Below are 14,771 nucleotides of genomic sequence, written 5' to 3'. Positions count from 1 at the left end.
TTAACGTCAACTACAACGTTTTCGTGTTAACAAATCATCATTTTGTAACTATTTTTATTATAAATAAATAATAAGTTTAATAAATTAACTTTTAGACTAAAAACAATAACTATCAGCTTACTTAGCTCAAAGAGTAAAAAAAAACGTCCGAAAATTATTTCGGACGTTAGAATATCAAAACTTAAAAAGCTTTATTTTTGTTTGAAAGCGTTCTTTCCGGGAAAATAAGCCACTTCACCTAATTCTTCTTCGATGCGAAGTAATTGATTGTATTTTGCCATACGATCTGAACGCGAAGCAGATCCGGTTTTAATTTGACCACAGTTTAAAGCCACGGCTAAATCAGCAATCGTGTTATCTTCTGTTTCTCCCGAACGGTGTGACATTACAGATGTATAACCTGCATTGTGAGCCATATTTACCGCTGCTATTGTTTCAGTTAATGTTCCAATTTGGTTTACTTTTACTAAAATTGAATTGGCAATTCCTTTTTGAATTCCGGTGGATAAACGTTGTACATTGGTTACAAATAAATCGTCACCTACTAATTGTACTTTATCTCCAATTAAATCAGTTAAATATTTCCATCCGTCCCAATCGTTTTCGTCCATTCCGTCTTCGATGGAGATGATTGGGTATTTTGAAGCTAATTCAGCTAAATATTCTGCTTGTTCTGCAGAAGTTCTGATTTTTCCTGTTTCACCTTCAAATTTTTTGTAATCGTAATTTCCGTTTACATAAAATTCGGCTGCAGCACAATCTAATGCAATCATAATATCTTCACCAAATGTATAACCTGCATTTTCAACAGCCAATTTGATAGAATCTAACGCATCCTCTGTTCCGCCCGGTAAGTTAGGTGCAAAACCACCTTCGTCGCCTACTGCTGTTGACAAATGACGGTCGTGTAATACTTTTTTAAGGTTATGAAAAATCTCCGTTCCCATTTGCATTGCGTGAGTGAAACTGGTAGCTTTTACAGGCATTATCATGAATTCCTGAAATGCAATCGGAGCATCAGAATGTGAACCACCGTTGATGATGTTCATCATTGGAACCGGCAACGTGTTAGCAGAAACACCACCCACATAGCGATATAAAGGCATTCCTAATTCGTTAGCAGCAGCTTTTGCTACTGCTAATGAAACGCCTAAAATTGCATTAGCTCCTAAATTTGATTTATTTGGTGTACCATCCAATTCAATCATCGTTTTGTCGATTTGATTTTGTTCAAAAACGGACATTCCAACAATTTCTTCTGCGATGGTTGTATTTACGTTATCTACCGCTTTCAATACACCTTTTCCCATGTATGATTTTCCACCGTCACGTAGCTCTACTGCTTCGTGTTCTCCGGTTGAAGCTCCTGATGGAACGGCTGCTCTTCCTAAAATTCCGTTTTCTGTAATGACATCCACTTCTACAGTTGGATTTCCACGCGAATCTAAAATTTGTCTTGCGTGAACTTTAATTATAATGCTCATATATTTTATTGTGTTGTTAATTTTACTGATACAAATGTAGTTAATTTGAATTTAAAAAAAAAGAAGTTAGAAAACTAGAGATGTCTAACAGTGAGTTAAATTATTTGCAACCTCATTCTTTCGTTGTATCTTAAGATTAACTAAAGTTAAATTAGTACATCCAGTATCCAATAATGAACATTTTTAAAAAAGTTATACACTATTTGGGTATTTTTTTATAAAATTATAAACTATTTCTTACCTCTTCATCGTCAGCCTCTTGAGTCGCTATTTCGCAATTAACAATCAACTCTTTAAGCACATTTTTCTTTTTAATATGTAACGCAATAAAACTTAATACAAAACCAATTACTGCGATTATTATCATGTTTAATATGTATGGATAAGTTAAATCGAAACTACCATTTTCAATTATTAAAATTCTAAATGCAGGCAAAAAATGAGTTAACGGAATAACCTGTGCAATTGCTTGGATAAATGTTGGCATTTGACTTAATGGCCATGTAAAGCCCGAAATCATAAAACTTGGTGTTGCTACTACCATTAAAACTTCAGTTGCTTTTAATTGGTTTGGTATTAAAATACTAACTAAAATACCTACAAAACTAACCGACATAACAAAAATACCTGCTACAAAAGTTAACGCACCTAAATTCTCGAAAAACGGAATTCTAAACCAAAACGTAAACATCCAATACATTAACCAAACAGCAAAACTCATGATTAAATATGGCAAAACTTTTACCATTATTAATGAAAATGTTGAATTTGTTTGCAGTACTAAACTTTTAAAACTACCCGATTCAAACTCTGAAGCAAATGATAAAGCTAAACCTAAAAGTAAAACTTGTTGTAAAACTGTAGCTAAAACACCGGGCCATAAAAAATACATATAGTTTGTAGCTCGATTATTTTTTTTTATAAAAGTAGTTTTAAAAGGTTCGTACTGGCTCATTAATAAATTTTCGGGTGTACCCTGTTTACGTAAGGTTTCTAATTGCACTCCTGCTTTTAAAGTTCCTAGAACAAGCTGCAAAGCTCCAGATGCATAGTTAGCTGTCAATACATTAGAGGCATTAACAATTGTTGTAACTTCGGGATATTGCTTTGTTAACACATCTTTCTCAAAACCATTTGGAATAATCACTACGCAAGCTGCTGTTTTTTCAATCATCAATCTATCTATATTGTCCGTATTAAATTGTACAGTTGCAATATTCAGTACTTCGTTATCTTGTATCATATCAATTGTTTTAGCACTCATTGATGATCGATCTTGATCAACCACAATAATTGGTAAATCGGTAACTTTGCCTTTACTATAAACATAGCCAATTAAAATACCATAAAGCAACGGAGCTCCGAAAAATAATAATCTTAAAATTTTATTGTTCCAAAAAAGTTTAAACTCACGTTTTAATAAATTTAAAAAAACTTTCATAGCTATTTTTTTATAGTTACCATACTTTTTGATAATATCTCGTTAGCATCGGCAATATTTGCAGGACGAACAATCATTTCGTATAAGGGATCTTGAACATCATAATCAGGATAAGCAGTTGCAATATTTGCATAAACGCCAATTTGTTTGATGTTTTGAATCTTTCCTTTAATTTCTTTATTTAGGTAAGGTGCGTTTACAGAAATTTCATTTCCTATTTGATAGTTTTTAAGCTGACTTTCGGCAATAGTAAATCTAAAAAACGTTGTTTCTTTTAATGTACCTTTAAACAAAGTGTAACCTGGCAGTGCTAATTCGCCTAACTTTAACGTAATTAAATCAACTTGCATATCTTGTGGTGCAATAATATATCTTTCGTTTTCGGCAATTTCAACCTCTTGTAATGCTCCTAAAGCACGATCTTGCTGACCTAAAGCCATTATTTGTTGCTCAATTCGTACCCCGTTTTTAACATCTGCAATTTCTGCATCAACAGCTGTTAATTGTGCTTTTGCTCCTTGATATTTAGCAAAAACTTCATCGTACTGTTGTTGAGGAATTAGAGAATCTTTCACCATTACTTCTAACCTTTGTAACGATTTTTTTGCAAATTGATATTGCTCTGTCAATGCTGATTTTTTTGCATTTAATTGTTGTAGCTGATTTTTAGTTGCACCATGAACCGACATATCATATTGTGCTTCAGCTGATTTTACGGCTCCTTGAGCCTGTGCTCTTTTAGCCTCGACTTCTGGAATATTCAAGATTGCCAAGGTATCTCCTTTTTTAACATAATCACCTTCTTGTACTAAAATTTTTTCAATTCTTCCGGCTATTTTTCCAACAACTGCAATTTCTTCTCTATCTACTTTACCTTGTATAATATTTGTCATTTCTGCTTTATTACTACAAGCTGTAATACTCAATAAAACCCCTGTTAATAAAAATATTTTTTTCATAATTATTTTGAAATTATATATGTTGATAATGACCCTGCTGATTGAAACGTTTCAATTGCAATTTGTCTTTGTTTTATGATTGTTTCGATTTTGTTTAGTGCTTCTTTATAGACATCATTTTCTGCCGAAATACGTTCGGTTACCCCAATTAAACCAGCTTTATATTGTTTTTCGGCTAAACTATTATTGTTTTTAGCTATAACTTCACGCTGTTTTGCTATATCAATTTGTAGTAAAGCTGTTTCGTAGTCAAGCTTGTTTTTTTGCAATTGTAACGCTGTTTTTTCTTTAGCATCATTTAGATTATTTTGCATTTGTTTATCACTGATGGTTGCTTCTTCTATTTTATGTATACGCTCAAACCCCGAAAACAACTCCCATTTCATGGCTACACCAACCATCCACGTAGGATTTAACGTTAAATGATTTACTTTTAAATCAATGTGTTTTTGAGTAATGGGTGTATTTGTACTAAATTCGGTATTAAATAATGAAGTATAACTGTAACCCCCAAATGCACCTAATGTAGGTAATAACGAACCTTTTTCTTTTTTAATTACAAATTCAGTTGCTTGATGATAAGCTTCTAAAGCTTTTATTTCTTTTCGATTTTCGTTAGATAAATCTTCTAATATAACTATTGATGACACATTATGTTTAGCACTTACTATTTCATCAATTGATAATCCAGTAGCTTGATTTATTTTTAATGTTAGTAATTGTTTTTTATGCTCTACCTCAATACGTTTAGTTTCTAATTCAAGTATAGCAAGTTTAATTTTATCACGATCATACGGAATTGCTAAACCAAGTGAAATAGCTTTTTCTACTCTTTCAGATTCTTTTTTTAATCGTTTTTCACTTTCATCTATAAGTTTTTCAGCAGCATTTAATAACTGTAACTGATCATAACTTAAAATAATATCTTTAATAACTTCATCGGACTTAACATCAATCATCAATGCATTTCCTTTATTTTTGTATGCTAAAGCTTTTGCACCATTATAAATTTGACCACCACTAAAGAGTACAGCTTTAGCCACTACACCTCCATTAAAAGCCTGCCCTTTTGTACTAAAATCAGTTGAGCCTTGAAACAAATTAAATCCAGCAATTGGCAAACTTATAGTTGGTATATCTAAATTACCATTACTGTTTATATATCCATATAATGCATTAGCTTCAACTTTTGGAATGTATTTACTTAAAATGCTTTTACGTTCTATATCCAATTTCTTAACATCTAATCTTTGGTTTTCTAACTCCACATCTTTGTGTAACGCTAAATTTACAGCCTTGTAAACATCATCACTTAAATAAATTTGCGATGATGCAGAAACGGAAAGTAATCCCAAACAAACCATTAACCATTTTTTCATTTTACAAAAACTTTAATATTATCATAAACAATTTGAAATGCAACACGTACGGCAACAATTTGGTCGTTCGTTAAATCTTTAGTCGCTTTATTTATAGTATCGTCCACAACTTCCATAACTTCTTTCTCAATATTTTTACCTTTTTCGGTCAAGAAAATCAAATTAAGTCGGCGATCGTTTTCGTCATTCTTTCTTAAAACATATCCTTCTTTAACCAAATTATCAATTAATCTGGTTACGCTCGGTTTATCTCTATTTGTATCATCGGCAATTACTTGCTGTGCACATCCATCATTTTTCCATAAAACCGCTAAAACCGACCATTGCTCACGAGTTAAACTCAACCCTTTTTTCTTAAATTGTTGTGATAAGAATTTATTTAACAATAAAGATAGCCTACCCGATAACAAATTGTACTTATTTTCACTTGTAACCAATTCTAAATTTTTCATAATTACACTATAGTTGTTTAAACAACTACAAAGTTACAAAAACAATAGTTAACTAAACAACTATTTTTAGATAAAAATAAATATAACCAAAATAGTGTCTAAAATTTTGGGATCAGTCAAGTAGTCAAGAGTTTTTTTGTATGAAAATCACTATTTATTGTTTACCATATGTGCTACAAATTGGTCAAATAAATAGCTTGAATCATGAGGCCCTGGACTAGCCTCTGGATGGTATTGCACTGAGAAACAATTCTTCGATTTCATTCGCATTCCGGCTACGGTTCCGTCGTTCAGGTGTTCGTGAGTGATTTCTAAATCGGGATGTTTTTCAAGTTCTTCGCGAACAACTGCGAATCCGTGGTTTTGAGAAGTAATTTCTCCTTTTCCGGTGATTAGATTTTTTACGGGATGATTGATTCCGCGATGTCCGTTGAACATTTTATAGGTTGAAATGCCGTTGGCCAAACCAATGATTTGATGACCAAGACAGATTCCGAATAAAGGTTTATTTTCGGCTATGATTTGTTTTGCCACTTCGATTACGCCGGTCAATGGTTCCGGATCGCCGGGACCGTTGGACAAAAAGTAACCATCAGGATTGAAACTTTGTAAATCGGCATACGATGCGTTGTATGGAAATACTTTGATGTAACAATCTCTTTTGGCTAAATTGCGAAGGATGTTGGTTTTAATACCTAAATCTAACGCAGAAATTTTATAAGTTGCCTTTTCGTCTCCGAAGAAATAAGGTTCTTTAGTTGAAACGGTGGATGCCAATTCCAAGCCTTTCATATCGGGAACGTTGGCTAATTGTGTTTTTAAATCTTCGATGAAAGTTCCGTCGGTGCAGATTACAGCATTTTGTGCTCCGTGGTCACGGATGTAGCTTACCAAAGCTCTTGTGTCAACATCAGAAATGGCGATTAGGTTTTGTTTTTCGAAATAGTCGTATAAACTTCCGGCAGCATCGGGTCGGGAATAGTTGAAGCTGAAATTCTTGCAAACTAATCCGGAGATTTTGATAGAATCGGATTCTACTTCTTGGTCGTTTACGCCATAATTTCCAATGTGTGCATTGGTGGCCACCATAATTTGACCGAAATAAGACGGATCGGTAAAGATTTCCTGATAGCCTGTCATTCCGGTGTTGAAGCAGACTTCGCCGAAGGTTTTTCCGCTTATTCCGATTGATTTTCCGTGAAAAATGGTGCCATCTGCTAGTAAAAGAATGGCGGGTTGTCGTGTGGTGTAGTTCATTGTTGTGTGTTGTTTTGCAAATTTAGTTTAATTTCTGAATTTGGGAAAGTTTTTTTTCCTCCCCCCGACCCCCTCCGAAGGAGGGGGAGACGAGATGGATAATTGTGTCTTTAAATTTTTTTTAGTATTTGAACTTTTTATGGTTTTTATCCTCCCCCCGACCCCTCCGAGAGAGGGGGAGACGAGATGGATAATTGGTGGTCTATAATTTTTATTGCTCAGTTTTTATGGTTTACTTTTTAGCCCCGATTGTAGTGGAAATCTTTTTGTTGGCGAGCTTTGCTCGTGAACAAAAAATTGGAACGGAAAGCGGGAAAATGGTTTCCTGAAAAAGCCCAAGCCAATCGCTTCTGAAAAAATCAAAAAAAAAGGACAAACTCGAAAGTTTATCCTTTATTTTTATTGAATGAATGGTTTCATTATTCAGCAGCTTCGGTTGTTGGAGTTGAATCAGCAGCTGGAGCTTCCGGTGCTTTTGCTTCTGGAGCAGCGGCTTCGGTTTTCTTAGCTTTTCCACCACGACGGCTTTTTGCTTTTTTCTCTTCTTTTTTACCTCCGTTGTATAGTTCGTTGAAATCTACTAGTTCGATCATCGCCATATCAGCGTTATCTCCCAAACGATTTCCTAACTTGATGATACGTGTGTAACCACCTGGACGGTCGCCCACTTTTGCTGCTACTTCTCTAAAAAGTTCGGTAACACCATATTTGTTTCTCAAGTAAGCAAATACGATACGTCTGTTGTGCGTAGTATCTTCTTTTGATTTTGTGATCAATGGCTCAACGAATTGTTTCAAAGCTTTTGCTTTAGCAACTGTTGTATTGATTCTTTTGTGCTCAATTAATGAACAAGCCATGTTAGCCAACATTAATCTTCTGTGACCTTGTTGTCTGCTTAAATGGTTGAATTTTTTTCCGTGTCTCATGACGTGTTTTTTAAAACTTCATCTTGCATCTATCCGCTTTGGAGAGCAAAATATGAAGTAATTTATTCTTTATCTAGTTTATATTTTGACAAATCCATTCCGAAATGTAAGTTTTTAATTGCTACAAGCTCATCAAGCTCGGTCAATGATTTCTTACCGAAGTTACGGAATTTCATCAAGTCGTTTTTATTGAATGATACTAAGTCACCTAATGTATCAACTTCTGCCGCTTTCAAACAATTTAGTGCTCTTACAGAAAGATCCATATCAACAAGCTTAGTTTTAAGCAATTGTCTCATGTGCAATGATTCCTCATCGTATGATTCTGTTTGTGCAATTTCGTCAGCTTCAAGTGTAATTCTTTCGTCTGAGAACAACATAAAGTGGTGAATTAAAACTTTAGCGGCTTCTGTTAAAGCATCTTTTGGATTGATTGAACCATCGGTTTTGATTTCGAAAACCAATTTTTCATAATCTGTTTTTTGCTCAACACGGAAGTTTTCGATTGCATATTTTACATTCTTGATAGGTGTAAAAATAGAATCAGTGAAAATTGTTCCGATTGCTGCGTTTTGTTTTTTGTTTTCTTCTGCAGGAACGTATCCTCTACCTTTTTCGATAGTTAACTCCATATTGATGTTAACTTTAGAATCTAGGTTACAGATTACTAGTTCAGGGTTTAACACTTGAAAACCTGAAATAAATTTTTGAAAATCACCAGCAGTAATTTGTTCTTTTCCGGAAAGAGAGATGGTAACGGTTTCATTGTCAACATCTTCGATTTGACGTTTGAAACGAACTTGTTTTAAGTTCAAAATAATTTCGGTTACATCTTCTACTACACCGGAGATGGTAGAAAACTCGTGATCTACACCTTCAATACGAACAGATGTAATAGCATATCCTTCAAGAGCGGAAAGCAAAACTCTTCTAAGTGCGTTACCAACGGTCAATCCGTAACCAGGTTCTAAAGGTCTGAATTCAAACTTACCTTCAAAATCGGTTGAATCGATCATGATAACTTTATCGGGCTTCTGAAAATTAAATATTGCCATAATTACGACTTCTGTCAATTATTATTTGTTGTATAACTCAACGATTAGTTGTTCTTTGATGTTTTCCGGGATTTGTAAACGTTGTGGAACAGTTACAAATGTACCTTCTTTGGTATCATTGTTCCAAGTAATCCACTCGTAAACTTTGCTAGCATTAGCTAACGAATTGTTGATAGCTTCTACTGATTTAGATTTTTCACGAACAGCAACTTTATCGCCTGGTTTTAGGTGGTATGAAGGAACGTTCACGATTTCACCGTTTACAGTGATGTGTCTGTGTCCAACGATTTGACGAGCTGCTCTTCTTGATGGAGCTACACCCATTCTGTAAACCACGTTGTCTAAACGAGCTTCGCAAAGTTGTAAAAGGATTTCACCTGTTACACCTTTAGATGCTGCTGCTTTTTCAAATAAGTTTCTGAATTGTTTTTCAAGAATTCCGTAAGTGTACTTCGCTTTTTGCTTTTCCATTAACTGAACTGCATATTCAGATTTTTTACCTCTTCTCTTAGCTAAACCATGTTGCCCTGGAGGGTAATTTCTTTTTTCGAAGGCTTTGTCTTCTCCGAATATAGCTTCGCCAAATTTACGAGCTATTTTAGTTTTTGGACCAGTATATCTTGCCATTTTAAATTGTTTTAAGGTAGTGATTATGAATTCAGGTCAAATCCTTCGATAATCGATCTCTACCTTGTGTTATACTTAATAAAAATTATAAAGAACTGAAATAAATCAGTTAATCATTAAACTCTTCTTCTTTTTGGAGGTCTACATCCGTTGTGTGGCATTGGAGTTACGTCGATAATTTCTGTAACTTCGATTCCACCGTTATGGATAGAACGGATAGCAGACTCACGTCCGTTTCCTGGTCCTTTCACATACACTTTCACTTTCTTTAAACCTGCCTCAAGTGCTACTTTTGAACAATCTTCTGCAGCCATTTGAGCGGCATAAGGAGTGTTCTTTTTAGATCCTCTAAAACCCATTTTACCGGCAGAAGACCAAGAAATTACTTCACCTTTTTTGTTGGTAAGTGAAATAATAATGTTGTTAAAAGTTGCATTAATATGAGCTTCACCCGTTGATTCAACGATAACTTTACGTTTTTTTGCTGTTGCTTTAGCCATATTACTTATTATTTAGTTGCTTTTTTCTTGTTAGCAACAGTTTTTCGTTTACCTTTTCTTGTTCTGGAATTGTTTTTAGTTCTTTGTCCTCTTAATGGAAGACCAGATCTGTGACGGATTCCTCTATAACATCCAATGTCCATAAGACGTTTGATGTGTAGTGATACTTCTGAACGCAATTCACCTTCAATTTTGAAATAAGAAACGGCTTCACGGATTCCTCCGATTTCGTCATCATTCCAATCTTGAACTTTCTTGTCTTGACTAACTTGAGCTTTTTCTAAAATCTCAATAGCTCTGCTTCTTCCGATACCGAAAATATAGGTTAAAGCAATAACTCCTCTTTTGTTTTTAGGTATATCTACCCCTGCGATTCTTGCCATAATTATCCTTGTCTTTGTTTAAATCTAGGATTCTTTTTGTTAATAACGTACAATCTGCCTTTTCTGCGAACGATTACGCATTCGGCACTTCTTTTCTTTACTGATGCTCTTACTTTCATTGTGAAATAGCTTTAATATCTATAAGTAATTCTTGCTTTTGTCAGGTCGTAAGGGCTCATTTCCAATTTCACTTTATCACCAGGTAATAATTTGATGTAATGCATACGCATTTTACCGGAAATATGAGCAATCACTACGTGACCATTTTCTAATTCTACACGGAACATTGCATTTGATAATGCTTCAATGATTGATCCGTCTTGTTCTATTGCTGATTGTTTTGCCATAAAAATTAAGCTACTGCTTTTCTATTTTTACCTGATTTCATTAAACCATCATAATGTCTATTCAACAAGTATGAATTCACTTGTTGCATAGTATCAATTGCAACTCCAACCATAATTAATAAGGATGTACCTCCAAAAAACATTCCCCAGTTCTGTTGAACTCCCATTAGGTTAACAACTACTGCAGGAAATACTGCAATAAGAGCTAAGAAAATAGAACCCGGTAATGTGATTAAAGACATCACTTTGTCTAAAAAGTCAGATGTTTCCAATCCTGGTCTGATACCCGGTATAAAACCACCACTTCTTTTTAAATCATCAGCCATTTTGTTTGTAGGTACTGTGATTGCTGTATAAAAGTATGTAAATACAATAATTAATAAAGCAAAAACAATGTTGTACCATAAACCGAACATATCACTGAAAGCTCCTGTAACGGATTGAGCTGTTTCAGAATCAGATAAACCGGCTACTGCTGCTGGGATGAACATGATAGCTTGTGCAAAAATGATTGGCATAACTCCTGAAGCATTAAGCTTTAACGGAATAAACTGTCTGTTTGCACCCATCATATCTTGTTCAAAATCACCACCTGCAGTTCTTCTGGCGTATTGTACTGGTATCTTTCTAACTGCCATAACCAATAGGACGCTGGCAACGATGATCAATAACCAAAGTATAATTTCGAAAACTAAAAGTACAGGACCACCTTGATCTTTAGTTACAGTTGAAACGAATTCTTGTATGAATGCTTCCGGTAAACGGGCAATAATACCAACCATAATTAATAAAGAGATTCCATTTCCAATACCTTTATCAGTAATTTTTTCTCCTAACCACATGGCAAAAATTGTACCTGTAACAAGGATAAGAACTGCTGAGAATAAGAACGAGAAGGAATTAAATCCTAATAAAAATGCATCACCAGGTAAAGTTCTGTATAGGTTATAGATATAACCCGGACCTTGTACCAACGTGATTGCAATTGTTAACCAACGTGTAATTTGATTAATTTTCTTTCTTCCACTCTCACCGTCCTTTTGCAGTTTTTGTAAATATGGAACTGCAATTCCCATTAATTGCACCACAATAGATGCAGAAATGTAAGGCATAATTCCCAAAGCAAAAACGGATGCTTGAGAGAATGCCCCACCGGTAAACATATTAAGAATTGATCCAATTCCTTGATCTGTTTGAGCAGACAAACCTTCTAATTTAGTGGCGTCTATACCGGGTAAAGTAACCTGTGCTCCAAAACGGTAAACTAAAAGTAACCCAAGAGTGATAAGAATTCTATTCTTAAGTTCTTCGATCTTCCATACGTTTGCGAGTGTTTCAAAAAATTTCTTCATACAGTCAGTAAATTATAATGTTACAGCTTCTCCACCTGCAGCTTCGATAGCGGCTTTGGCAGTTGCTGTAAATTTGTGAGCGGTTACTTTTAATTTCGCTTTTAATTCACCTCGACCTAATACTTTTACCAATTCGTTTTTAGTAGCCAAACGGTTTTCGATGATTACAGAGAAATCTACTGTATCAGTTACTGTACCATTATCCACTAAAGCTTGTAAAGTATCAAGGTTAATTCCTTGATAATCTACTCTATTGATATTTTTAAATCCGAACTTAGGCACACGTCTTTGAAGTGGCATTTGACCACCTTCAAAACCAATCTTTTTAGAATAACCAGAACGAGATTTTGCTCCTTTGTGACCACGTGACGCAGTACCACCTTTTCCAGAACCTTCTCCTCTACCTAATCTTTTATTTTGATTGTGTGTTGAACCTTCAGCTGGTTGTAAGTTACTTAAATTCATTTTGAATAGTGTTATTTAGTTTCTTCTACAGAAACTAAGTGTTTAACTTTATTTACCATACCAAGGATAGCAGATGAATTTTCATGCTCTACTACTTGTCCTAATCTTTTAAGACCCAAAGAAACCAATGTTCTCTTTTGAGTTAGAGGACAGTTGATTTGACTTTTTACTTGTTTTACTAAAATCTTTGACATAATTTCCTTGTATATTAACCTTTAAATACTTTCTCTAAAGAAATTCCTCTTTGCTTAGACACTGTGTAAGCACTTCTCATTTGAAGTAAAGCATCAAAAGTTGCTTTTACTACGTTGTGAGGGTTTGAAGATCCTTGAGATTTTGATAATACATCGTGAATTCCTACTGATTCAAGTACCGAACGAACAGCACCACCAGCAATAACTCCTGTACCGTGAGATGCAGGCATTAAGAATACACGAGCTCCACCAAATTTTCCTTTTTGTTCGTGAGGAACTGATTGTCCACTTAGAGGAATTTTTACTAAATTTTTCTTAGCATCTTCCACAGCCTTAGCGATTGCTTCTGATACGTCTTTAGATTTTCCTAATCCGTGTCCAACTACTCCGTTTTCATCACCTACCACAACAATAGCAGAAAAACCAAATGCTCTACCACCTTTTGTTACTTTGGTAACACGATTTACACTTACCAAACGATCTTTTAATTCAAGACCACTAGGTTTTACTAACTCTACATTTTTGTATTTGTTATACATAATTTCTTAGAATTTAAGTCCGGCAGCTCTCGCTCCTTCTGCTAATGATTTAATACGACCGTGGTATAAGTATCCTCCTCTGTCGAAAGTTACTGTATCTATACCAGCTTTCAATGCTTTTTCAGCAACTAGTTTTCCTACTGCGTTAGCTACTTCAACGTTTGTTCCTTTTGAATCTACTCCTTTATCTCTAGAGGAAGCGGCCAAAATAGTTACTCCGTTTAAGTCGTCTACTAATTGTGCGTAGATTTCTTTGTTGCTTCTGAATACAGAAAGTCTTGGTTTAGTAGCAGTTCCGCTTACAATCTTTCTAATTCTGAACTTAATTCTCTGTCTTCTATCAGATTTTGTTAATGACATAATCTTACTTTTTTAAGCTGATTTACCTGCTTTTCTTCTTAATACTTCACCTACGAATTTAACTCCTTTTCCTTTGTAAGGTTCTGGACGACGGAAACCTCTAATTTTAGCGGCAACCTGACCTAAAAGTTGTTTATCGTGAGAGGTTAGTTTAACGATTGGGTTCTTACCTTTTTCTGAAACTGTTTCCAATTTTACTTCTGGAGCAATTTCTAAAATGATATTGTGAGAAAATCCTAATGCAAGATCTAATTTTTGACCTTGATTAGAAGCTCTGTACCCTACCCCTACTAACTCTAATTCTTTTGTAAAACCGTTTGATACACCGTTAATCATGTTACTGATTAATGATCTGTATAAACCATGTTTAGCTCTATGATCTTTGTGGTCAGATGATCTTTCCACCAATACTTGACCGTCTTCAACTTTTACAGTTACGTCCGAAAACTCCTGTGTTAGTTGACCTAATTTTCCTTTTACTGTAATTACACCTTCGTTAACTTCTAACGTAACGCCTGATGGAATTTCAACTGGATTTTTACCTATTCTTGACATCGTTCAGTCTTGTTTATTAGTATACGTAACAAATTACTTCTCCACCAACATTCAATTGTTTCGCTTGTTTTCCGGTCATAAGACCTTTTGAAGTTGAAACAATAGCAATTCCTAATCCGTTAAGGATTCTAGGTAGGTTAGAAGAACCTGCGTACTTACGTAAACCTGGTTTACTAATTCTTTGGATATCTCTAATTACCGGCTCTTTAGTAACTTTGTCGTACTTAAGTGCGATTTTGATTGTTCCTTGAACAGAACTGTCATCAAACTTGTAACTTAGGATATAACCTTGATCGAATAAAATCTTTGTGATTTCTTTTTTAAGGTTAGAAGCAGGAATTTCAACCACTTTGTGATTAGCCATTACTGCGTTTCTAACTCTTGTTAGATAATCTGCAATAGGATCTGTATACATATTTATAAAATTTTGGCAACGGTTTTCAGAGGAACTATTCCGCTGAACCTGAAACCATTAAACTCATTTTTAAAGAAGATA

At 34.6% G+C, this 14,771-nt stretch carries 20 protein-coding genes; all 20 read right to left on the bottom strand.

The features are described from left to right. Positions 1–191 precede the first annotated feature (191 nt). The gene (gene eno / locus M0M57_RS10050; protein WP_248432906.1) at positions 192–1,484 is read right to left on the bottom strand and encodes a phosphopyruvate hydratase; all 1,293 of its coding nucleotides are present in this window, start codon (positions 1,482–1,484) and stop codon (positions 192–194) included. 223 nt (positions 1,485–1,707) lie between these two features. Further along, positions 1,708–2,925: an ABC transporter permease gene (locus M0M57_RS10045; RefSeq protein WP_248432905.1), complete on the bottom strand. Its 1,218-nt coding sequence runs from the start codon at positions 2,923–2,925 to the stop codon at positions 1,708–1,710. 2 nt (positions 2,926–2,927) lie between these two features. After that, positions 2,928–3,884, bottom strand: a complete 957-nt coding sequence (locus M0M57_RS10040; RefSeq protein WP_248432904.1) for an HlyD family secretion protein — start codon at positions 3,882–3,884, stop codon at positions 2,928–2,930. A gap of 2 nt (positions 3,885–3,886) precedes the next feature. Then, positions 3,887–5,263 (bottom strand): TolC family protein, encoded by a 1,377-nt coding sequence (locus M0M57_RS10035; RefSeq protein WP_248432903.1) that lies wholly within the window; start codon positions 5,261–5,263, stop codon positions 3,887–3,889. Further along, a complete protein-coding gene (locus tag M0M57_RS10030) occupies positions 5,260–5,715 on the bottom strand; it encodes a MarR family winged helix-turn-helix transcriptional regulator (RefSeq protein WP_248432902.1) in 456 nt (151 codons plus the stop codon). The genes M0M57_RS10035 and M0M57_RS10030 overlap by 4 nt, the downstream gene beginning before the upstream one ends. A gap of 150 nt (positions 5,716–5,865) precedes the next feature. Next, positions 5,866–6,972 (bottom strand): glutamine-hydrolyzing carbamoyl-phosphate synthase small subunit, encoded by a 1,107-nt coding sequence (gene carA, locus M0M57_RS10025; RefSeq protein WP_248432901.1) that lies wholly within the window; start codon positions 6,970–6,972, stop codon positions 5,866–5,868. 419 nt (positions 6,973–7,391) lie between these two features. Continuing rightward, positions 7,392–7,898 carry a 50S ribosomal protein L17 gene (rplQ, locus tag M0M57_RS10020; RefSeq protein WP_248432900.1) on the bottom strand — a complete coding sequence of 169 codons (507 nt, stop codon included), beginning with the start codon at positions 7,896–7,898 and terminating at the stop codon, positions 7,392–7,394. Positions 7,899–7,960: 62 nt separating this feature from the next. Then, a complete protein-coding gene (locus M0M57_RS10015) occupies positions 7,961–8,953 on the bottom strand; it encodes a DNA-directed RNA polymerase subunit alpha (RefSeq protein WP_248432899.1) in 993 nt (330 codons plus the stop codon). Between the two features lie 21 nt (positions 8,954–8,974). Continuing rightward, positions 8,975–9,580 (bottom strand): 30S ribosomal protein S4, encoded by a 606-nt coding sequence (rpsD, locus tag M0M57_RS10010; RefSeq protein WP_248432898.1) that lies wholly within the window; start codon positions 9,578–9,580, stop codon positions 8,975–8,977. A gap of 116 nt (positions 9,581–9,696) precedes the next feature. Further along, positions 9,697–10,080, bottom strand: a complete 384-nt coding sequence (gene rpsK, locus M0M57_RS10005; RefSeq protein WP_112086712.1) for a 30S ribosomal protein S11 — start codon at positions 10,078–10,080, stop codon at positions 9,697–9,699. Positions 10,081–10,088: 8 nt separating this feature from the next. Then, on the bottom strand, positions 10,089–10,463 hold the full coding sequence (gene rpsM, locus M0M57_RS10000) for a 30S ribosomal protein S13 (RefSeq protein WP_248432897.1): 375 nt from the start codon (positions 10,461–10,463) through the stop codon (positions 10,089–10,091). A gap of 2 nt (positions 10,464–10,465) precedes the next feature. Further along, a complete protein-coding gene (gene ykgO / locus M0M57_RS09995) occupies positions 10,466–10,582 on the bottom strand; it encodes a type B 50S ribosomal protein L36 (RefSeq protein WP_084139925.1) in 117 nt (38 codons plus the stop codon). 12 nt (positions 10,583–10,594) lie between these two features. Further along, on the bottom strand, positions 10,595–10,810 hold the full coding sequence (gene infA / locus M0M57_RS09990) for a translation initiation factor IF-1 (RefSeq protein WP_112086714.1): 216 nt from the start codon (positions 10,808–10,810) through the stop codon (positions 10,595–10,597). A 5-nt stretch (positions 10,811–10,815) separates the two neighbouring features. Next, the gene (gene secY, locus M0M57_RS09985; protein WP_248432896.1) at positions 10,816–12,162 is read right to left on the bottom strand and encodes a preprotein translocase subunit SecY; all 1,347 of its coding nucleotides are present in this window, start codon (positions 12,160–12,162) and stop codon (positions 10,816–10,818) included. A gap of 12 nt (positions 12,163–12,174) precedes the next feature. After that, the gene (rplO, locus tag M0M57_RS09980; RefSeq protein WP_112086716.1) at positions 12,175–12,627 is read right to left on the bottom strand and encodes a 50S ribosomal protein L15; all 453 of its coding nucleotides are present in this window, start codon (positions 12,625–12,627) and stop codon (positions 12,175–12,177) included. An 11-nt stretch (positions 12,628–12,638) separates the two neighbouring features. After that, the gene (gene rpmD, locus M0M57_RS09975; RefSeq protein WP_112086717.1) at positions 12,639–12,821 is read right to left on the bottom strand and encodes a 50S ribosomal protein L30; all 183 of its coding nucleotides are present in this window, start codon (positions 12,819–12,821) and stop codon (positions 12,639–12,641) included. Positions 12,822–12,835: 14 nt separating this feature from the next. Continuing rightward, positions 12,836–13,360 carry a 30S ribosomal protein S5 gene (rpsE, locus tag M0M57_RS09970; protein WP_112086718.1) on the bottom strand — a complete coding sequence of 175 codons (525 nt, stop codon included), beginning with the start codon at positions 13,358–13,360 and terminating at the stop codon, positions 12,836–12,838. Between the two features lie 6 nt (positions 13,361–13,366). Further along, entirely contained in the window at positions 13,367–13,720 is a 354-nt protein-coding gene (gene rplR, locus M0M57_RS09965) for a 50S ribosomal protein L18 (protein WP_248432895.1), read from the bottom strand. Positions 13,721–13,732: 12 nt separating this feature from the next. Further along, positions 13,733–14,275 (bottom strand): 50S ribosomal protein L6, encoded by a 543-nt coding sequence (rplF, locus tag M0M57_RS09960; RefSeq protein WP_248432894.1) that lies wholly within the window; start codon positions 14,273–14,275, stop codon positions 13,733–13,735. Positions 14,276–14,291: 16 nt separating this feature from the next. Beyond that, positions 14,292–14,690 carry a 30S ribosomal protein S8 gene (gene rpsH / locus M0M57_RS09955; RefSeq protein ID WP_112086721.1) on the bottom strand — a complete coding sequence of 133 codons (399 nt, stop codon included), beginning with the start codon at positions 14,688–14,690 and terminating at the stop codon, positions 14,292–14,294. Between the last annotated feature and the right edge of the window lie 81 nt (positions 14,691–14,771).

The sequence above is a fragment of the Flavobacterium azooxidireducens genome, assembly GCF_023195775.1.
GTDB classification, from domain to species: domain Bacteria; phylum Bacteroidota; class Bacteroidia; order Flavobacteriales; family Flavobacteriaceae; genus Flavobacterium; species Flavobacterium azooxidireducens.
Note: the sequence above shows the minus strand (reverse complement) of the source record. Positions and strands in the feature narration are given on the sequence as shown.